The following is a 20,513-nucleotide window of genomic DNA, read 5'->3' as shown; positions in this document are numbered from 1 at the left end:
GAGAATTTTCAATGTTCCCCAAGTTTGGGGGATTTAAGGGGGGGAACTAGCTCAAACTTAGATGGGTAGGACTTCTGTGTACACGATCGCGTTGGCTATGTTATATTAACCATAGTCGTTATGAGTATGCTTAAATATCATGCCTAACCCCACAGTAGAAAACTTAGTAATTATTGGTTCTGGGCCAGCAGGATATACAGCCGCTATCTATGCAGGAAGAGCGAATTTAAAACCTGTGGTCTTTGAAGGCTTTGAAATGGGCGGTTTACCCGGTGGACAACTGATGACTACGACGGAAGTCGAAAATTTTCCGGGGTTCCCCCAAGGTATTACGGGGCCGGAACTGATGGATAACATGAAGGCGCAAGCCCAACGCTGGGGGGCAGAGTTATATACTGAGGATGTGACTTCTGTTGATTTGAGTCAGCGTCCTTTTATTGTCCGTTCCCAAGAAAGGGAAATCAAAACCCATAGTATAGTTATAGCCACTGGTGCAACCGCCAAGCGTTTGGGTTTACCCAGCGAACATCAATTCTGGAGTCGGGGTATTTCTGCTTGTGCAATTTGCGATGGTGCGACCCCAATTTTTCATGGTACAGAATTGGCTGTCATTGGGGCTGGTGATTCGGCGGCGGAAGAGTCTATTTATCTGACTAAATACGGTTCTAAGGTCAATTTGCTGGTGCGTTCGGATAAAATGCGCGCCTCTAAAGCTATGCAAGACCGGGTTTTAAGTAACCCTAAAATCCAAGTGCATTGGCATACTGAAGCGGTGGATATCTTCGGTGATGGTAACATGGACGGGGTGAAGGTGCGGAATAATCAAACTGGTGCAGAAAGTGAGATTCACGCTAAGGGTTTATTTTACGCCATTGGTCATACTCCCAATACTGTATTATTTAAAGGACAATTAGAACTGGATGAGGTGGGTTATGTTGTCACCAAAAACAATTCTGTAGAAACTAGTGTAGAAGGTGTGTTTGCAGCTGGCGACGTGCAAGACCATGAATTTCGGCAAGCAATTACAGCTGCGGGTACTGGCTGTATGGCGGCGATGTTAGCAGAACGTTGGTTGTCGTCGAAGGGTTTGATTACAGAATTTCATCATCAGTCAGCCACAGCAGTGAATGAATTAGCACCCCAAGCAGCGAAGAAAACAGAAGCGGAAGCGGCAGCTGGATTTAATTTGCAGGTGACTCGCCATGAGGGGGGTTACGCCTTAAGAAAATTATTCCATGAAAGCGATCGCCTCATCATAGTCAAATACATTTCCCCTGGTTGCGGCCCTTGTCATACCCTGAAACCGATATTAAATAAAGTGGTAGATGAGTTTGAGGGTAAAATCCACTTTGTTGAAATTGACATCGACCAAGACCGAGATATTGCCGAAAATGCCAATGTCACAGGAACACCAACGATACAATTCTTTAAAAATCAGGAATTATTAAAAGAAGTCAAAGGCGTAAAACAAAAGAGCGAATATCGCCAGATAATTGAAAGCTATCTTTAGATGATGTTTTAAAAGCTTTAAAAGTATGGGGCGATTAGAAATCGCTACTACACAAACGAAGTCCACCTTCGTGGACTAATAAAGAATTAAGGCTTTTAACCCACGGAGGCGGGTTTTGTTTGTATAGCCGCGACTTCTAGTCGCCAGGGCAGTAAAATAGTATCTTGCTTTATGCAGGCGATCGCTCATGGCTATTACTAAACGTCAGTTGCCAACTTTTTTACGCTTTGCCCAAAATTCTAACCTCTCCCAAAAATTAATGCTGATTGGGATAGTCATTACTCTATTTTTCCTCTTCTTGGCATTCTTCGCTCCTGTATTACAAGCTTGGGGATGGTTACAAGACCCCAGAGAGTTCTTATCTAACCCCATTCAAGAACCACCATCAGCTAAATATTGGTTTGGTACAAGTCGCCTGGGACATGATGTATTTTCTCGCACATTGTTCGGAGTTCAAGCTGCACTACAAGTAGTGATTTTAGCTACAGCTTTGAGTATGTTTATTGGTGTGCCGTTAGGGATGCTCAGTGGCTACCTGGGTGGTAAATTAGATCAGATTTTACTGTTTTTCATGGATAGCATCTACACCTTACCAGGGCTACTGCTTTCTGTGACACTGGCTTTTGTGGTCGGTCGGGGAATTCTCAATGCTGCGATCGCCATTAGCATAGCCTACGTTCCCCAATATTATCGCGTTGTCCGTAATCATACTATAAGTGTTAAAACAGAGGTATTCATTGAAGCTGCTCAAGCGATGGGTGCTTCTACTTGGGTTATCCTATCTCGCTATCTATTTTTTAACGTTATTCAAAGCGTACCCGTACTATTTACCCTCAACGCTGCCGATGCCATTTTAGTATTAGGCGGTTTAGGCTTTTTGGGGTTAGGACTTCCCGAAGAAGTCCCAGAATGGGGACACGACCTCCGACAAGCCCTAGAAGCCCTACCCACAGGCATTTGGTGGACTACTCTCTTCCCTGGTTTAGCAATGACATTGATGGTAGTAGGGTTATCACTACTGGGTGAGGGGCTAAATGAGTTTGTCAATCCGCGATTACGGCGCGAAAATAGAATGCGGAAATAGTCAACGTTTAAATCAGTTATCAAGGTGTATGGTGGGTGATAGAGACTTGCCATTCATTGCATCTAAATGGCTGTTTCTGCGTCTAAATATTTTTGAAGTTATTACAGAGAGAGTAGAGTGAAAGATAATATTTCTTTAATTGCGGCTGCTACTGGCGGGTTTATGTTATCGGTTGCTTTGTCCGGCTTGTTACGAGGTACTCCTATGACAGCTTGGCAATTACCATTTAGTGTTCATTCTGCAATGGCGACGAGTTCACAGATTGTTGTCAAAGAAACAGAAAAATCAGAACTTTTGGGTAACAAAAACCTGTAGAGACGTTGTATACAAAGTTTCTACATCGTGGTCTGTACTACACAGCTTAGGTCTGTTTTATATTTTTTCAGGTGGTTAATTCACAAGTAATTGGTATTGATGTGGGGGGAACAGCGATTAAGTTGGGAAGGTTCTACCCTGATGGCACTTGCTTACAATCCTTAACTGTAGCAACACCCCAACCATCGACACCAGAAGCTGTTCTTGCTGTCATGGTAGATGCGATCGCGCAAGTAGACCCGTATAATCAAACTGTAGCCATTGGCGTGGGTACTCCTGGCCCTGCTGATCAAACTGGACGCATTGCCCAAATCGCCATCAATCTACCAGGATGGCAAAATGTGCCTTTAGCGGACTGGTTAGAAGAAAAAACAGATAAACCCACCGTAATTGCTAACGATGCCAACTGTGCCGGAATAGCAGAATCTTGGTTGGGTGCTGGTCGCCACTTTCACAACCTGATTTTGTTAACTTTGGGGACTGGGGTTGGTGGTGCGATTATTTTAAATGACAAACTCTTTGTAGGACATCAAGGCGCAGCCGGCGAACTTGGTTTAATTACCTTGAACCCCGATGGACATAAATGTAATAGTGGCAATCCAGGTTCTTTAGAACAATATGCTTCAATTACCGCAATTCGTCGCCGCACAGGTAAGGAACCCGCCGAATTAGGCGCACTAGCCGCAGATGGAGATCAAGAAGCATTGAGTTTTTGGCAAGAATATGGTCAGAATTTGGGTATTGGTTTAGCTAGTTTGATTTACGTCTTAACACCAGAAGCAATTATTCTGGGTGGTGGTGTCAGTGCTAGTTTTGAGTTTTTTTCCCCCGCAGTCAAAGCAGAAATTGAAAGCCGAGTTATGCCTACTTCTCGCATTGGTTTACAAATTTTACCAGCAGAATTAGGCAATGCGGCAGGAATGGTGGGCGCAGCAAAATTGGCATCATTTTTATGAGAGTGTCAGCCCAGATGGAGAATGCGGTAAGCTGAAGATCATAATTAGATACCAAATGAGCTACTTCATGATATTTTGGCAGCAAGGATTAGCACTTATTCTAGGGATGACTGTATGGTTCCTAGCTTCCCCAGCTTGGGCAGATTGGACTCATCCAATGTCATTTAGTAATGCAGAATTAGCCAGACGTGATTTTTCGGGACAAAGTTTACAAGCGGCTGAGTTTTCTAACGCCAATATGGAATTAGCTAACTTTGCAGATGCTGACTTACGGGGAGCCGTCATGAGTGCTTCCGTAATGACCCAAGCGAATCTGCACGGGGCGGATTTAACTAATGCTATGGTAGATCAGGTCAAGTTCGCCGGGGCTGATTTGAGCGATGCCGTTTTCAAAGAAGCTCTTTTGCTACGCTCCACTTTTACTGATGTGAATATAGACAGTGCAGATTTCACAGATGCAATTTTGGATGGAGTGCAAATTAAAGAACTGTGTAACAAAGCCAGTGGTGTAAATTCTAAAACTGGCGTAGAAACTCGTTATTCTCTGGGATGTCGATGAAGCGTGTTGGTGTAATTGGTGGTGGTCAACTGGCCTGGATGATGGGGGATGCAGCTAAAAAGTTAGGTGTAGAATTAGTGGTACAAACTCCTAGTTTAGATGATCCTGCTGTAGCGATCGCTCAGGATACTGTCTTGGCTAAAGTTGATGATGCTATCTCCACAGAGATTTTAGCACAAAAAACTGATGTCATCACCTTTGAAAATGAATTTGTTAATTTAGAATCTTTATCTTTTATAGAAAATCAAGGTGTTTGCTTTCGACCAAGGTTAGCAGCTTTAACTCCACTTTTAGATAAATATGATCAGCGCTGCTATTTACAAAAATTAGCATTACCCGTTCCCAAATTTTTCGCCCTGTCACAGCCAGAAAATATCGCCTCTCAAATCGAAGAACTGGGTTTTCCTCTGGTGCTAAAATCCCGACGGCACGGTTATGATGGTCAAGGGACTTTCATTATGCAAAATTTAGCAGATTTGCAGCAAAAGCTAAATTTACACATCACAAATAATGCTGTAAGTCAATCTCTATTTTTAATAGAAGAATTTGTCCCCTTTGAACGAGAATTAGCAATCATAGCAGCTCGTTCAGTAGAGGGTGAGGTTGTAACTTACCCAGTGGTAGAAACTCAACAAGAAGAACAGGTATGTCGGCGAGTGATTGCACCAGCTGATATTACACCCAATCAAGCCGCAGCAATAGAAGCGATCGCTCATACCCTCTTAAATAACCTGCAAGTCGTGGGCGTTTTTGGCATAGAACTATTTCTCACCCCTGACGGGAAAGTTTTGGTCAATGAAATAGCCCCTCGTACCCATAATTCTGGGCATTTTTCCTTAGACGCTTGTGAAACATCTCAGTTTGAACAGCACTTGCGAGCCGTTTGTGGCTTACCTTTGGGAAATCCCGCTTTACATTGTGCTATTGCTGTCATGGTTAACCTTTTAGGGTATGAAATTTCGAGCAGCAGCTACCAACACCAACGCCAAAAATTAGCCGAAATTCCCCAGGCTTTCGTTCATTGGTACGGGAAATCAGAATCACGTCCTGGGCGCAAACTGGGACACGTCACCGTATTACTAGAGCATCAAAACCGAGATGCCATCAGTACCATAGCCCAAACTATAGAATCTATTTGGTATCCCATTTAAATTCACTAGAGAATTCTAATACTGAACACACAACCTGTTTTAGAAGGCTATAATAAGTTTTAGTTGCACTACGACGTTGGTGACTGCCATCAAGTTTTTTGATCTATGTCTTTAAAGAAAAGGGAAGCTAACAAGTCTCGTGGCAGTAAACCGGGCAAGCACCCGGAAACTTAAAACGAAGAAAGTCGGCACCCACCTGGTTTAACCAGGTCATAAACTTAGGTAAAACGGCGTTGCGGTGAACTTAAAAATTATTAGCTCCCAAAGTTAGCAAAAACTTGGGGGCTTTAATTATAGGGACATCCAATTAAAAAAACATTCCATTGCTGAGGTAGGCAGGGGAGCAGGGAGCAGGGAGCAGGGGGGATAAAGAACAAATAGGGTTTGATGAAATGGGGCAATTTATTGACTGAGGAACACAAAATCTGTATACGTTGATTCTAATTTAGTGATCGTTGAGAGTTAGAATAACAAAAATTGTCTTAAATTGTGGTTAAAGCTACTAAAACTTGTCACAACAACAACTAGAGCATACCGTGTTTCCTGCTTCGGTTCTCCGACTAGATAATGGTTTAACACTTATCCATCAAGAAATTGCCACTACCCCTGTAGTGGTGGCTGATGTTTGGGTGCGAGCCGGAGCAACCCTTGAGCCAAAACCGTGGTTTGGGATGGCTCATTTTTTAGAACACATGATTTTTAAAGGAACGGCGACACTCGCCCCTGGAATGTTTGATCACAACATTGAAACCAGAGGCGGTGTGAGTAATGCAGCTACGAGTTATGATTATGCTCATTACACCCTAACTACAGCCGCCCCTTACCTAGCAGATACCCTACCCCACTTGGGAGATTTGCTAATTAATGCTGCAATTCCAGAGGATGAATTTATCCGCGAGCGGGATGTGGTGTTAGAAGAAATTCGCTCCTGCAATGATGACCCCGATTGGATAGGATTTCAAGCCCTGAATCAAAGCGTCTATCAGAACCATCCTTACGGGCGTTCTGTGCTAGGGACTGAGCGAGAATTAATGCAGCATTCACCAGCCGCCATGCGTTGTTTTCATCGCGCCCACTACCAACCAGAAAACATGACAGTAGTGGTTGTGGGGGGAATTGCTCAAGAATCAGCCTGGGAACTGGTAAATAATTCATTTGCTGATTTTGCAGCACCATTAGACTGTCCGCAGTCTGAAAAAATCATCGAGCCAGTAATCACGGGAATTCACCGCCAAGAAATTTGTTTACCACGTCTAGAACAAGCACGTTTAATGATGGCGTGGGTTGTTCCAGGTGTAGAGCAACTACACACCGCCTATGGTTTAGATTTGTTGGCGGTATTATTGTCAGAAGGACGAACTTCCCGACTGGTGCGTGACTTGCGCGAAGAATTGCAATTAGTACAGGGAATTTATAGTAATTTTTCTCTACAACGAGAATCGAGTTTATTTACAATTACTGCTTGGTTAGAGCCAGAAAACCTCAACGAAGTGGAAAATTTGATTCTCAGTCATTTAAATGATTTGCAAACCACAGGAATTACTGAGCAGGAACTCGCCCGGACAAGGAGACTTGTTTCTAATGAGTATGCTTTTTCTACGGAAACACCAAATCAGTTAACCGGACTTTATGGATATTACAACACGATTGCCCAAGCTGAATTAGCAGTAGCATATCCTCAGCAGATACAATCGTTTAATACCCAAGAACTGCAACAATTAGCCCAAAAGTTTCTTTCACCGCTCAATTATGCGGTTACTATACTGAAACCCTGTTAATGTCAGTGGTTGGTTGTTTAGAATTACTTTAAGCAACTAACCAGCAATAATAATTAATAATTTATTACTAATAATTGTGAAACTTTCCTTATCTTCTTCTCCTATTCATCGCACTGTATTAAGTAATGGCATTGTAGTGCTAGTGGCAGAAAATCCGGTGGCGGATATTGTAGCGGCGCGGATGTTTGTCCGGGCTGGTAGTTGTTACGAAACGCGAGAGCAAGCGGGGTTAGCTCATTTGCTGTCAGCTGTGATGACGAAAGGATGCGACGGACTTTCCAGCTGGGAATTAGCAGAACAAGTAGAATCTGTGGGTGCAAGTTTAAGTGCGGATGCTGCCACTGATTATTTTTTATTGTCTTTAAAAACAGTCACATCTGACTTCTCAGAGATTTTAACATTGGCTGGGCGAATATTGCGATCGCCTACATTTCCCGAAGCTCAAGTAGAACTAGAAAAGCGTTTAGCACTACAAAGTATTCGCTCTCAAAAAGAACAGCCGTTTACCATTGCCTTTAGCCAAATGCGGCAGGTAATCTACCAAAATCATCCCTATGCTATGTCAATACTAGGAGATGAAACCACAATGAGCGGCTTATCACGTGCTGACTTAGTGCAGTTTCACCAAACTTATTTTCGTCCAGATAATCTTGTAATTAGTATTGCTGGGCGAGTCACCTTAGAAGATGCAGTAGCACTAGTAGAACAAGTCTTTGGTGATTGGCAAATTCCAGCACAACCATTGCCATTAGTTAATTTACCAGAAATTCAAGCAGAACCACAGCATCGCCTACAGCCTCTACAAACACAGCAATCGATTCTGATGTTGGGTTATTTGGGTTCATCTGTCAATTGTCCAGACTACGCCCCATTAAAATTGCTGTCTACCTACTTGGGTAATGGGCTTTCTAGCCGCTTGTTTGTGGAATTACGGGAAAAGCGGGGTTTAGCTTACGAAGTATCGGCATTTTATCCTACAAGGCTGTATCCTGGAGCATTTGTGGTGTACATGGGTACAGCACCAGAAAATACAAATATCGCTTTGCAAGGGCTACGTAAAGAAGTGGATTTACTCTGTACGACAGAAGTATCAGAAACCGCCCTACAAGCAGCTAAAAACAAAATTTTGGGGCAGTACGCTTTAGGTAAGCAAACTAACGGACAAATTGCTCAAATATACGGCTGGTATGAAACTTTGGGCTTAGGACTTGATTTTGACCAGCAGTTTCAAGAACTGATTGCATCTGTAACTGTTCAAGATGCCATAACTGCCGCCTGTAAGTATTTACAGGAACCTTATGTATCTTTGGTTGGTCAAGAGACAGCAATTAATAATGCATTTCCCAATGCTGCTTAGACTCCAAACTCTACCCCTTTTATGGTAAGTGTAGCGATCGCATCAGCTGTTTTTTGAACTCAAGCGGCGGTAAGATAAGCAACAGAAGATTCTGGGAATAAATCGATGCCAGTTAGCCTGACAACAAGTATATTTCACTACTTTAAGTCACTAAAAGCATATTGTTGCTGGAAAACAGATAAATTTTATTGGTTACTTCTGTTTTCATCTACGTTGTTACTCATGACCTCAGATGCAGTGGTAGCAATTGTAGCGCCCCAACGAATTGCTCAAATAACTCCTAGAGCTAGTATTAGCCGTCCTACCCTCAAACTTGGTAGTCAAGGACAATGGGTATCAGAACTGCAAGCAGCTTTAAGACTTTTGGGCTTTTACTCAGGTGTAGTGGATGGTATATACAAAGAGAACACAGCCAGCGCTGTTTCTCAGTTTAAGCGAGCAGTTAATTTGAATCCAGATGGCATTGTTGATGCTATAACTTGGCAACGACTATTCCCCACAGAACCAATAATTACATCAACCATCCCTTCACCTAACCAGTCATTTCCTGTTCCCACCCAGATAAATCCACCTGCAAGAGTTCCGAATCCTCAACCTCAGCCAAGACCTACCTCACCTCCTAGACAAATCCCTGGTGTTCAATATACGTCCCAAGGATTGCCAATTTTACGTTTCGGAATGCGTAATTCAGAAGTTAGGAAGCTGCAAGAACGACTCAAACAGCTTGGTTTTCTGGCTGGCGCTGTAGATGGAGATTTTGGCGTGAACACTGAAGCAGCCGTAAAAGCTGCACAACAACGCTTTGGTCTAGAGGCTGATGGTGTAGTTGGTGGTGCTACCTGGGAAGCACTATTGCGACGATAGAATAATTGAGGCGAACTTATGAAACACTTTTTGCTAACTTGGCTAGGTACTGCGGTGGCTTTGCTCATTACCGCTAACGTTGTTCCTGGCTTCTTTGTCAGGGATTTTGTAGCAGCTTTAGTGGCTGTAGCAATTATTGGTTTGGTAAATGCTTTTATTCGCCCAATCTTCAGCATTTTAGCGTTTCCAATTACCTTAATCACCTTTGGTTTATTTACATTCGTGATTAATGCGTTAACCCTTTGGTTAGCAAGTAATCTGACTCCTGGTTACGGTTTTGAAATTCAAGGATTCTTACCTGCTTTTGTAGGTTCAATTGTGCTGACAATTGTTTCTAGTCTAATTAACTATTTTTTGAGAACAGTTTTGTAGGCAACAGCTATTGTCACTGCCCCTGGTTCTCCCTGTAAGCGAAAAATGCGTTTAGGAACTAATAACCTGATTTCTAACTCTTGCTTGCTAGTTAAAGATGGGGTAATGTCAGAGGCAGCGAGAATAGCAGCAGCTTCAGCGACGCTGGGAGTTCCCACTGTTGTTTCGGCAATTTTGGCAGGGTTGGGGACGCAAACAGTAGACAAAATATCGGCAGGAAAGATTTTTAAGATAAAACTGCGTAAACGGCAAAGTTCTATTAAACCCACTTCTAAGGCTTTCGTATCAATAGTAGCAAGACCTGCGATCGCATTTTCTTTGAGTTGGTTTTCTTGGAATACTTTCTGTATTGCCTTTGACATCAATTGCCATGAAGTACCCTTTTGACAACCAATTCCCACCCATAAATGATTGCTATATATATTCACCCCAAAAATCTCAAAGATTTTATTAAATTTGAAATTAAACCACGATATTGCCAGAGATTTATTGTCAACTTATAACTAAATTCAGTGTTTTCTATCAGTCGCCAATTATGATACCTGAAAACTGCTCTTTATAATACTGTTAAACACAATTAAACCTTATATATTTAGTTGATATAGCACAGTAGGAAATGCTGAAGTAGAAACATTTTGCCTGTGATACTTTAGTGTTTCAATTCTTCCTGACTCCGACGCAGCAAGCTCATAACAGTTGCGACGGAGTTTTGTTTTCTTAATTTTTGGATAAGCTAACTTTATCCCTCCTTAGTATGTAATAAATTTAGGGTCGTCAATATCAAGATGCTTATCCATTCAATACACTTATTTTTTGATTTTTCACATCCTATCTTCGCAAACTGCGGGGATCTAGAGCATCTCTTAGCCCATCACCCAGTAAATTAAAAGACAGCACTGTGAGGATAATTAACGCAGCTGGCGGCCAAATTAACCAAGGTTGCAGCACCACAATGGAAGCATTAGTGGCTAAAGATAGCATATTCCCCCAAGAAGGATCAGGTTGTTGGATTCCCAAACCAATGAGACTTAAGACAGCTTCTGCACCTATAAAGCCAGGAACTGCCAATGTTGCCGAAATAATTACATAGGTGGCCGTTTGGGGCAGAATGTGGCGAATAATAATGTAAATTGGCTTACCACCCATTGCTTTTGCAGCTTGGACAAATTCTCGCTCTTTTATCGATAATACCTGTCCCCTAATTACCCGTGCTAACCCCGCCCAACTAATTACTGAAGTAATTACTACAATCAGTAAAAAACGCTGGGTACTGGTTAAACCTGGTGGTAAGACTGCACCCAAAGTCACCAATAGATAAATTCCAGGGAATGTCATTAGCACTTCGGCAAACCGCATAATTACACTGTCAGTCCAACCACCGAAATAGCCAGAAATACCGCCAATTATCAGACCCAGGGGAAAGGTAATCAGCACTCCGATAATGCCAATAAACATACTAATGCGACCACCATGTAATAAACGGCTGAATTGGTCGCGTCCTTGGTCGTCAGTACCCAAGATATTAATATAGGCTTCACCTGTTGTGCCAAACAAATGCCAATCCACAGGAATACCAGGGGAAATAGTTACTTCGTCCCATGTAGGCGGTAGTGGTAATCTTAACTGTAATAGCCGATATTCAGCCCCGGAGACGAACAGATGTAGAGGTGTAGGCTTTTCTAAGTCTACAATTAATTGGCGATCGCCTGTTTCTAAGTCAGTATCTCCCTGAGTTGTAGGATATATATGAGGCCCAATAAATTTCCCTGGTTCTGATTGAGAAAACCAATAAATCCGAGTTGGTGGTAACAGTGAACCATTTGACTGTGAGGCGAGAGGGTTATAAGGAGCAACGAAATCAGCCGCAATTACCGCCACATAGAAAATTAACAGGACAATTGCCCCAAATCGCGCCAAAGGATTTTTCTGAAGTCTTTGCCACCAATTCATTTTATTTGTCCTTTGTCATGAGTATCCCTTGTAGAGAGGTGACATATCACGCCTCTACATTTTTTCCCACCAGATATTTAATGATTTATACAGCACTTTGCTAGTAAATGAAATCCACATATTAATACTGTAAATATTGTGGGGGTGGGCAAATATGCCCACCCTTGTGTATCTAACTATTTTCTGGTTCTACTAAATATAAATCATCTTCTGGTATTTTTTCATGTTCTACCACAAAAACATTTGAGTAGAGATTAGCTATAATTTGTTTGCCCTGTTGAGTCAGAGATAAGTAATGCAGCCCATCTTTAATATAAGGATAAACTCCATTCCAGTAGAACTTAGCGTAATTTTTGCGTAAATCGGCTGGTGTTTTGTAACCTAGAATGTCATTCATCCCAGTTTCTTGAAACTCGTAGAATAAAGAAGTAATTTTTCTTAAGTAACGTGGGTCACTTAACTGTCCAATCAAATCAGCCGCACGTACTAAACCAGCATAGCTAGTTGTATCTTGATGGTCTTCTGCTACTGGCACTGGAAACCGAGTTAACTCAATATTACTTTTAATGGCTTCAGAATCAATTAAAGTGTGACCACCAAAACGCTCATCAATGAAGAGTTTAGCTCTATCAACATGATAGGGTGTGAGAGTAGCATCAGAAGTCCCAGGTTGCAGAGTAATCATTTTGCCTTTTTGACCGGTGGCATATAAACCTATTGTTTCTTTGTCTTGCCGGCAAACTCCTTTAACATAGCCAATATCATGACACAGCAAGGAAATGATAAAATGTAGCCAGTCTTCACTAGAAACGCCACCCTCCCGAATGTGTTTACCACGTAAGATTTCTTGCCCCACAAGAGTCACTAAAACAGAGTGTTCAACGTTGTGATACAGGGCATCGCTATTGGCAATATTTTCCAATGCCATATTACCCGCCCAAGCAATAATATCTTGATAATCATGTTTTAAGCAGCCGTATGTGCGACGGTAGCCTTCTCGAATTTCGAGAACAAAGGCATCAATTAAAATTTCAGTGGCATTGAACATATTAGTCGCTCAGAGAGATAAAAATTTTTATGTTAATATCGCCAGAATTGCACCGTCAATTTTGCTATTGCTTAAATAGGAGGTGCAGATTTATCCTTGTAGCTGAGGCATCCGTGTGGTTTTTACGCACCTTTGTGCCTTGCTCACAATCATAAGCCATAATTTCTCAATTTATAGAGTTAGCAGGTTACAAATGGCCATAAAGGCACTCAACAGGCGTATATTGAGGGATTTATACCTGTCCTCAAGGGCTAACTCATCCCGGAGGTTATGATAATTAGCTACTAGAGATTACTAATATAATGCTATTATAGTAGACAGCTTGGTTAAGTTAACCATTATTTGCGGGTGTAATTCAGTGGTAGAATGTCATCTTCCCATGGTGAACGTCGTGGGTTCGAGTCCCATCACCCGCTTTTTAAGGTTTGTAGTCAGGACTAAAGTCCTGAATTAAGGGCTAAAGCCCTTACTACGAGCTAAATTACAATATTTGTATATGACTTGACATAGTTAGCTTTATTCTCGCCCACTTACTTAGACATAAGATTAATAATTTTCATAGTTTCCACGCTGACGGTACACACCCGCTTTAATAAATCTATCACCTGTTCTTTGTAATCTGCAAATCGGTAAGTGTTAAATTTTTCTGCAATGGTGGGATCTTTGGGTTTTTTCTCTTTATATTGATCTAATATCCATTCTAAGGCGCTGCGATTACCGAGCATATATTCCCAAGCTTGACTAGGAATACTTTGTAATGTGGTGACATCATCTAAAATAATATTTCCTTTGGTTTTATCGGCTTTTAATTTGGGTTTGGGTGTTTTTTGGCGTTCCCTGAGCGAAGTCGAAGGGGTATCTTTTAGCGGAATATCAACACGGGTGAGTTTATAAGGTGCGACTGTTTCATAATTAATATGTAATTCCATGAGTTGTTTTCCCCAGTTAACCCATTGCGCGAAGTTTTCATAAAACGGTAAACGGGGAAAGTCGCGTTTCAGGTTGAGTTCGTATTTTTTCCGGTACTCTGGGTTATGTAACACTGCGTAGGTATAATGGAAGATATCTATTTTTGTAATTGTTTTATCTTGGTAATGGCTTTGAATTTGTTTTAGTCCCCAGTCGGTAATATTATCAATGCGTTTTCCTTCTTTGTCGTAGCGGTATAGGGGTAGACATTGAGTTTTTTCAATTGTATCTAACCCAATTAATAAATTAGAGCTAAGACAGTGAAAATACTTGCTTGAACCAATACCTGACAAAGCAATATATTTATTTTCTAAGTCACCATTATTATAGATATTAAACCATTGATAAGTCATCCCGTTAAAATGCTTATCAAAATAAAGATACTGTTGATTATATGGACGGTATAAACTTTTAATAATTTGTTGAGGCTGAAAATTCTTATTAATTCTTTTATCTAAATATTTAGTTAATTCCCTATCCCATTTAATTTGATTTTTGTTGGTATAGTTTGAATCCTTCAGTGTTTTTTGATAAGTTCCAACTAAAAAATTTACTTTCTCTTCTAGCGCATTGTGCGAAAAATCATAAACCCATTCATCTCTTTGTGTTTTTACACCTGAAGAAAACAACTTAAATACAGCTTCTTCTCCCTTACCTGCTTTCACATCCTTGTCAACCAAAGGTAAAAGACTGTCAAAATCATTATCAGCTTGATTTATCCAGTTACCGTTTTTATCTGGTTTAATATGTTCAAAAGGAATTTGACTAAATTTGTTATGAGATAAAAATCTTAACTTCTCCTCTGCTGTATCACAATCTGGACGACGAATATAAAATATTTGACCTCCATTAAAATCACTATTCTGTTTTTTGACCATAAACATAATAGCTACACCAGTTTGAATACCAAAAACATTATGTCTAGTTCCTGAAAGTTTGGGATTTTTCCTGACATCCCCATGTAAATCTATAATGTAAATATAATTAAAATCATCACTTACGGCTTTCCTAAAACCATCAAAGGTTATACTATCAATAAAAGAACTATTACAAATAAATGCAATAATGCCATTTTTACCCAGTCTATCAGAAGCCCAGCGAATAAACCGAGTGTACATATCATAAAGTACAATATTATTCTGAGCCTTGCTATATTTAACGTAACTTTCCTTAATTAACTTATCTATTGCCCCATAAGTACGATTAGCATTATTATCATTAAAGTTTTCCTGCTTGGCATTATAAGGAGGATTACCAATAATCACCGAAATACTTCGATCATTCTGGCGTTTAATCCTGGCGGTATTCTCCACACTCATAGCAAACAAATTCATTTGCTTACCCGCAAAAGATGTATGATCTAAAGTATCCACAAAACAAATATTTTCAAACTCCTCATACACCCCCATTTTCTGCTTATAGGTATACTCAATATTCAAATTCGCAATATAATAAGGTAAAATCGCCACCTCATTACAATGAATTTCATGTTTATACTTATACTCCAAACTGTGCTGGGGTAAATAATCAATCAATTCTGTAATAAAAGTCCCCGTACCCGTCGCAGGATCTAAAATTTCTACATCTTTATCAGCTAACAACTTACCAAAATGCTGATGTACTAAAAAATCTACACTTTCAATCATAAACCGGACAATTTCATTAGGAGTATAGACTATTCCCAACCTGTCCGCAGCTTTGGGATTATATGCTTTATAAAAGTTTTCGTATAACGCCTTGAGAAACTTCTGCTTTTCTTGGTGATTATAAATATTTGCCGCAGTCCGTCTAATAACTGCATAATATCTATCAATGGTTCCTAGAGTGTTGCGCTTGAGATTTCCGGTAAAAAAGGTAGAAATTACTCCTTGTAACTCCCGCGCCACATTATTTTCTCTGTGAAACTGCGACTCGTTAAAAATATTTAGAAAAATATCTTCATTGAGAATATGCTGAATCATCATTTCCCGAATATCAAATAAACTGATTTCCGGGTTAATTGATTCTTTGCAAATATCCCAAAACTTATTTCTTGCTGCTTCAAAAGAAATGTTATTTTTCCCTTGACTATCAATCAAATCTCTGAGAGAATCTAAAACAGTGGGTAAATCTTGCTTAAAAGTTTCTATAGCTGACCGAAAATCTTTTACTTCCGGTCTGACATAATTAATAAAATTGGTAATAATGCCATCTAACGCCTCAGCATCTCCCATAGAGACGCGCTGATTTTCTGTACCAGCTTGAATTAAAACGGCAGTTTGGGAATCTTCAAATAAAATATTACTATCAGGATAACCCTTGTTTAATTTCTTTTCGATTTCTTGATCTAAATTATCATATTGATCCTTACTTTCCCAGTAACCCCAATCTAAACGCAAAGCATCTTTAACTGTACCATCAGGATAAACAAATTTGCCGTTGGGTAATTTATAATCCAACTCAGGAATCAGTAAAAAATCTCTCGGTTTGCAATATTCATTTAAGAGATTTTGAAAAGCGACACGAATAGAAGTTTCCTTCCGTGAACCACCAAACTGGATAATTTTCTGTACTTCCGCTTGGTATTGACTAACTAAAAGCCTAGACATAAATAAACCAACTGATATAAGATGGGGAAAAAATCAATTTTGGTTTGACGGTAATAATTTAATTATAGGCTATTTGATACAGCATTTATAGGGGTTATCAGTTAAGTGAGATAGAAGAACCCCACCCCCAACCCCCGCAAGCGAGGAGAGGGCTATGATGTACTTAATGAAGTGGATACGCTATACGCAGTGAATTTATTAAATTGTCTACTGGACATTTAATTTGGCAAACGACACTTTCCATGATAATTTGTCATCATCTTCTGGTTGTACATCAGGGACTTTAACTAAAACTTGTTGGAATTTATCCCAACTACCGCGTTTGGCTTTTTCTGCTAAGGTTTCAATTTGCTTATATAAGGATTCGGGAATTTGTACGTTTAAGTTACTCATGATATTTCTCCTACTTGTTGTAAAAATTCTTTATACATTAGGCGCAAACAAGCAAAGACGCAAAGAAGATGCGATCGCACCGCAACCACTTAAAATACATCTAGAGATTATCAACTCATGGCAATAGAGCTAAAGAAATTCATTACACTGGAGGTAGTTGCCATGCTGGGATTGACTTTCCTATAAAATCGATGACTGAACAAACTCCTAGAATATGTATCCTTGGCGGAGGTTTTGGTGGTCTATATACCGCCCTGCGTTTAAGCCAGTTACCTTGGGAAAATGACCAAAAGCCCGAAATTGTCTTAGTTGATCAAAGCGATCGCTTTATTTTTGCACCTTTACTCTACGAATTACTCACCGGGGAACTACAAACCTGGGAAATCGCCCCACCTTTTGAAGAACTGCTGCAAAACACAGGTGTGCGCTTTTGTCAAGCTATTGTTTCGGGAATTGACACCGAACAGCAACGAGTACATTTACAAGACGGGCTAGAAATCACATACAATCGCTTAGTCTTGGCTTTGGGTGGAGAAACACCATTAGATATGGTTCCCGGTGCTACCTCCCACGCTTACCCCTTCCGCAATATTACAGATGCTTATCGTTTAGAAGAACGTCTGCGAGTTCTAGAAGAATCAAATGCAGACAAAATTCGGGTAGCAATTGTGGGCGCTGGTTACAGTGGTGTGGAATTAGCCTGTAAGTTAGCAGATAGACTAGGAGAAAAGGGACGTTTCCGCCTAATTGAAATCGGTGATCAAATTTTACGCACTTCCCCAGAATTTAACCGCGAAGCTGCAAAAAAAGCGTTAGAAGCCAAGGGTGTATTTCTAGACTTAGAAACCAAAGTTGAATCCATCGGGCAGGATACCATTTCCCTAGACTACAAAAATCAGGTTGATACAATTCCTGTAGATTTAGTCATTTGGACTGTAGGAACCAAAGTTGCACCTGTGGTCAAAACACTGGCTTTCAAACAAAATCAGCGTGGTCAAATTACGACTACACCCACCTTACAAGTATTAGAACATCCAGAAATCTTTGCTTTGGGTGATTTAGCCGACTGTTGTGATGCTGAAGGTCAACAAGTCCCAGCTACAGCCCAAGTTGCTTTTCAACAAGCTGATTATACTGCTTGGAATATCTGGGCATCACTGAGCGATCGCCCCTTACTACCATTCCGTTACCAGCCTTTAGGTGAAATGATGGCATTAGGCAAAGACAACGCCACTCTCACAGGTTTAGGTGTGAAATTAGATGGTTCCTTGGCATATATTGCCCGTCGTCTAGCTTATCTCTACCGGATGCCAACTTTAGATCATCAACTTAAAGTTGGTTTTAATTGGCTAGTTCGTCCTATTATAGAGACACTTTCTGAGTAGGATCTGGTATCCTTACTAAATCTAAAACCCCACATTTACAATTATATTAAGGTTTGATGGAACGACCGAAAGTTATTCTTTTAGATGCTGTCGGCACACTCTTCGGCGTAAAAGGCAGTGTGGGCGAAGTTTATAGTCAAATAGCCAAGGAATTTGATGTTGAAGTTGAAGCAGAAATTTTAAATACAACCTTTCTGCAAAGCTTTAAAGCAGCAACAGCACCGGTGTTTCCCAATGCAGAATTACATGATCTTCCCCAACACGAATTTGAATGGTGGCGGAAGATCACCCTCAATACTTTTGAAAGTGCAGGTGTTTTGTCACAATTTGAGGATTTTTCTGGTTTTTTTAGTGAACTCTATATCCACTTTGGGACAGCTGAACCTTGGTTCGTTTATCCTGATGTCTTGTCATCTTTGAAAGACTGGCGAAAACAGGACATTGAATTAGGAATATTATCCAATTTTGATTCTCGCATTTTTTCAGTATTGCAAAGTTTAGGACTGAATAGTTATTTTACCTCTGTGACAATTTCTACTCAAGCTGGTGCGGCGAAACCTGATCCCCAAATTTTTGCGATCGCTTTAGCAAAACATAAATGTCCACCGTCAGCAGCATGGCACATTGGTGACAGCATCGTAGAGGACTATCAAGGTGCTAAAGCTGCGGGGTTGAGGGGTATTTGGATTAATCGAGAGCAAAATTCTTGAAATATAGCCAAGTGCTGAGTGCTGAGTGCTGAGTGCCAAGTGCTGAGTTCTGTCATAGCTTGCGTGGCGTAGCCATACCCGCCCCTACATCCAGACTTTCAGCAATCAACAATGTCCTAACGTGTATGCGTAGGGCTATATGAACCTTGTAGAGACGTTGCATTCAACATCTCTACATTTTTTGTCTGGGATATCTCTAAAATTAAACCAGAAACGGACGCGCCAGCATAAAACTAGAAATCGATTTAGCGTCTACTGCTTCGCCTTGGAGAATCGCTTGCTCAAATTCTTCAGGAGTCATCAACACAGTTTCGATATCCTCATCTGCATCTTGCTGGGGTGGGTTTTCCAGCTTTTCCAAATCTCTGGCCAAAAAAGCATAAATAATTTCATCAGAATAGCCAGGGGCGAGGAAAAACTCACCTAATTTGTCCCATTTTTGAGAAGTATAACCGGTTTCCTCCTCAATTTCCCTCTGTATTGTCTCTAGGGGATCTTCATTGAGTTCGAGAGTCCCGGCGGGAAATTCTAATATCCTGCCCTGAATTGCGAAACGATACTGGCGCACCAGTACAAGTTTACCTTCTGCCGTCACAGGCACTGCTAAGGCTCCACCAGGGTGACGGATACATTCCCAATCCCCTTCGGCTTTATTCGGTAAACGTAGGCGATTGACTTCAAAATTAAACTTCCGACCTTTATAAAACAGGCATTGTTTCAGTAACTGTGGTAATTCTCTACCTAATGGCATAGTAAATTTCTGTTATATCTACATACATCTACAAACACTCTTCCGTAAAAACAGTATTCTTGACGTTTATGGTTGGTAACTTTAATTGCTCTTTAACAAATGTACATCAGAACAGTCTACCTCGTTTACTAAATCTTTAATTACACGTCCAGAAACTGGTTCTACCCAATCTGGGGCAATTTCTGCCAATGGTACTAAGACAAAAGCCCGTTCTCTCATTCGGGGGTGAGGAATTTGGAGGTTGAGGGTATCTAGAATGAAGTCATCATATAGTAACAAATCTAAATCCAGCGATCGCGCACCCCAACGCTCATGACGCACTCGCCCAAACTGCTGTTCCGTGGCTAATAAAGTCTCTAATAATAAATGTGGTGGCATTTCTACTTGCAAAATGGCGCAGCCATTTAAATAATCTGGCTGTGGTGGGCCTACGGCTTTAGTTCTATACCAACTGGATTTAGCTTGCAGCTTTATGCCTGGGGTTTGGGCTAATGTCTCGATAGCTGCTGCTAAAATCTGATGTGAATCGCCAATATTACCACCCAGAGCGATCGCACTAGCCCGACATATTGCACCTTTGGTAGATACCTTGAATGAATTTGCTGGTTTGAACAATTAGTTAAATCTGGGTATGAATATTCACAAACAAATTAACGATCCCCCGAAAAATTATTTTTATGTATTACTGAATTCAATTAATTATTTATGAGCTATTATACTAACACAAACGTGGTGCGCTAACCCCAATAATTTTACATAATTGGCAGGTTTCA

20 protein-coding genes, 1 tRNA gene and 1 other RNA gene are annotated in these 20,513 nt (G+C 40.7%); 15 read left to right on the top strand and 7 right to left on the bottom strand.

Annotated features, from left to right (window positions below; genetic code table 11):
- Positions 1-139 precede the first annotated feature (139 nt).
- From trxB to VB654_RS13295, 11 genes are all read left to right on the top strand, one after another.
- Positions 140-1,510 (top strand): thioredoxin-disulfide reductase, encoded by a 1,371-nt coding sequence (gene trxB, locus VB654_RS13345; protein ID WP_323214252.1) that lies wholly within the window; start codon positions 140-142, stop codon positions 1,508-1,510.
- A 187-nt stretch (positions 1,511-1,697) separates the two neighbouring features.
- Entirely contained in the window at positions 1,698-2,594 is an 897-nt protein-coding gene (locus VB654_RS13340; protein WP_323214251.1) for an ABC transporter permease, read from the top strand.
- Between the two features lie 117 nt (positions 2,595-2,711).
- Complete coding sequence (locus tag VB654_RS13335; protein WP_323214250.1) at positions 2,712-2,909, top strand: hypothetical protein; 198 nt, start codon at positions 2,712-2,714, stop codon at positions 2,907-2,909.
- Positions 2,910-2,980: 71 nt separating this feature from the next.
- On the top strand, positions 2,981-3,865 hold the full coding sequence (locus VB654_RS13330; protein WP_323214249.1) for an ROK family protein: 885 nt from the start codon (positions 2,981-2,983) through the stop codon (positions 3,863-3,865).
- A 70-nt stretch (positions 3,866-3,935) separates the two neighbouring features.
- On the top strand, positions 3,936-4,424 hold the full coding sequence (locus tag VB654_RS13325) for a pentapeptide repeat-containing protein (protein ID WP_323214271.1): 489 nt from the start codon (positions 3,936-3,938) through the stop codon (positions 4,422-4,424).
- Positions 4,421-5,575 (top strand): 5-(carboxyamino)imidazole ribonucleotide synthase, encoded by a 1,155-nt coding sequence (locus VB654_RS13320; protein ID WP_323214248.1) that lies wholly within the window; start codon positions 4,421-4,423, stop codon positions 5,573-5,575. Before VB654_RS13325 ends, VB654_RS13320 begins: the two co-directional genes overlap by 4 nt.
- A 62-nt stretch (positions 5,576-5,637) precedes the next feature.
- A non-coding RNA gene (gene ssrS / locus VB654_RS13315) (6S RNA) lies at positions 5,638-5,821 on the top strand.
- A gap of 290 nt (positions 5,822-6,111) precedes the next feature.
- A complete protein-coding gene (locus VB654_RS13310) occupies positions 6,112-7,353 on the top strand; it encodes a pitrilysin family protein (RefSeq protein ID WP_323214270.1) in 1,242 nt (413 codons plus the stop codon).
- 76 nt (positions 7,354-7,429) lie between these two features.
- Positions 7,430-8,710 carry a pitrilysin family protein gene (locus VB654_RS13305; RefSeq protein WP_323214247.1) on the top strand — a complete coding sequence of 427 codons (1,281 nt, stop codon included), beginning with the start codon at positions 7,430-7,432 and terminating at the stop codon, positions 8,708-8,710.
- A gap of 105 nt (positions 8,711-8,815) precedes the next feature.
- Positions 8,816-9,574, top strand: a complete 759-nt coding sequence (locus VB654_RS13300; RefSeq protein ID WP_323214246.1) for a peptidoglycan-binding protein — start codon at positions 8,816-8,818, stop codon at positions 9,572-9,574.
- Between the two features lie 18 nt (positions 9,575-9,592).
- Positions 9,593-9,946 carry a phage holin family protein gene (locus VB654_RS13295; RefSeq protein WP_323214245.1) on the top strand — a complete coding sequence of 118 codons (354 nt, stop codon included), beginning with the start codon at positions 9,593-9,595 and terminating at the stop codon, positions 9,944-9,946.
- On the opposite strand, the gene VB654_RS13290 is transcribed toward VB654_RS13295, so the two are convergent.
- From VB654_RS13290 to VB654_RS13280, 3 genes are all read right to left on the bottom strand, one after another.
- Positions 9,922-10,374 (bottom strand): cobalamin biosynthesis protein, encoded by a 453-nt coding sequence (locus tag VB654_RS13290; RefSeq protein ID WP_323214244.1) that lies wholly within the window; start codon positions 10,372-10,374, stop codon positions 9,922-9,924. The two genes, VB654_RS13295 and VB654_RS13290, sit on opposite strands and share 25 nt — an antisense overlap.
- A 400-nt stretch (positions 10,375-10,774) precedes the next feature.
- Positions 10,775-11,896: an ABC transporter permease gene (locus VB654_RS13285; RefSeq protein WP_323214243.1), complete on the bottom strand. Its 1,122-nt coding sequence runs from the start codon at positions 11,894-11,896 to the stop codon at positions 10,775-10,777.
- Between the two features lie 172 nt (positions 11,897-12,068).
- Entirely contained in the window at positions 12,069-12,944 is an 876-nt protein-coding gene (locus tag VB654_RS13280) for an Npun_R2479 family HD domain-containing metalloprotein (RefSeq protein ID WP_323214242.1), read from the bottom strand.
- A 344-nt stretch (positions 12,945-13,288) separates the two neighbouring features.
- On the opposite strand from VB654_RS13280, the gene VB654_RS13275 reads away from it, so the two are divergent.
- A tRNA-Gly gene (locus VB654_RS13275) sits at positions 13,289-13,360 on the top strand.
- Positions 13,361-13,474: 114 nt separating this feature from the next.
- Here VB654_RS13275 and VB654_RS13270 read toward each other — a convergent pair.
- Together VB654_RS13270 and VB654_RS13265 are read right to left on the bottom strand one after the other, a co-directional pair.
- A complete protein-coding gene (locus VB654_RS13270; protein WP_323214241.1) occupies positions 13,475-16,501 on the bottom strand; it encodes a type ISP restriction/modification enzyme in 3,027 nt (1,008 codons plus the stop codon).
- Between the two features lie 207 nt (positions 16,502-16,708).
- A complete protein-coding gene (locus tag VB654_RS13265; RefSeq protein ID WP_323214240.1) occupies positions 16,709-16,894 on the bottom strand; it encodes a hypothetical protein in 186 nt (61 codons plus the stop codon).
- Here VB654_RS13265 and VB654_RS13260 point away from each other — a divergent pair.
- The 3 genes from VB654_RS13260 (at position 16,893) to VB654_RS13250 (ending at position 18,989) form a co-directional block, all read left to right on the top strand.
- Positions 16,893-17,021, top strand: a complete 129-nt coding sequence (locus tag VB654_RS13260) for a hypothetical protein (RefSeq protein WP_323214239.1) — start codon at positions 16,893-16,895, stop codon at positions 17,019-17,021. The genes VB654_RS13265 and VB654_RS13260 overlap by 2 nt on opposite strands.
- Positions 17,022-17,085: 64 nt before the next feature.
- Positions 17,086-18,279, top strand: a complete 1,194-nt coding sequence (locus VB654_RS13255) for an NAD(P)/FAD-dependent oxidoreductase (RefSeq protein ID WP_323214238.1) — start codon at positions 17,086-17,088, stop codon at positions 18,277-18,279.
- Between the two features lie 56 nt (positions 18,280-18,335).
- A complete protein-coding gene (locus tag VB654_RS13250; RefSeq protein ID WP_323214237.1) occupies positions 18,336-18,989 on the top strand; it encodes an HAD family hydrolase in 654 nt (217 codons plus the stop codon).
- A gap of 202 nt (positions 18,990-19,191) precedes the next feature.
- On the opposite strand, the gene VB654_RS13245 is transcribed toward VB654_RS13250, so the two are convergent.
- Positions 19,192-19,740, bottom strand: coding sequence for an NUDIX hydrolase (locus tag VB654_RS13245; RefSeq protein ID WP_323214236.1), 549 nt, complete (start codon positions 19,738-19,740; stop codon positions 19,192-19,194).
- An 81-nt stretch (positions 19,741-19,821) separates the two neighbouring features.
- Positions 19,822-20,355: a 2-amino-4-hydroxy-6-hydroxymethyldihydropteridine diphosphokinase gene (folK, locus tag VB654_RS13240; protein WP_323214235.1), complete on the bottom strand. Its 534-nt coding sequence runs from the start codon at positions 20,353-20,355 to the stop codon at positions 19,822-19,824.
- Between the last annotated feature and the right edge of the window lie 158 nt (positions 20,356-20,513).

The organism is Nodularia sp. UHCC 0506, assembly GCF_034931045.1.
In the GTDB taxonomy this organism is placed as follows: domain Bacteria; phylum Cyanobacteriota; class Cyanobacteriia; order Cyanobacteriales; family Nostocaceae; genus Nodularia.
Note: the sequence above shows the minus strand (reverse complement) of the source record. Positions and strands in the feature narration are given on the sequence as shown.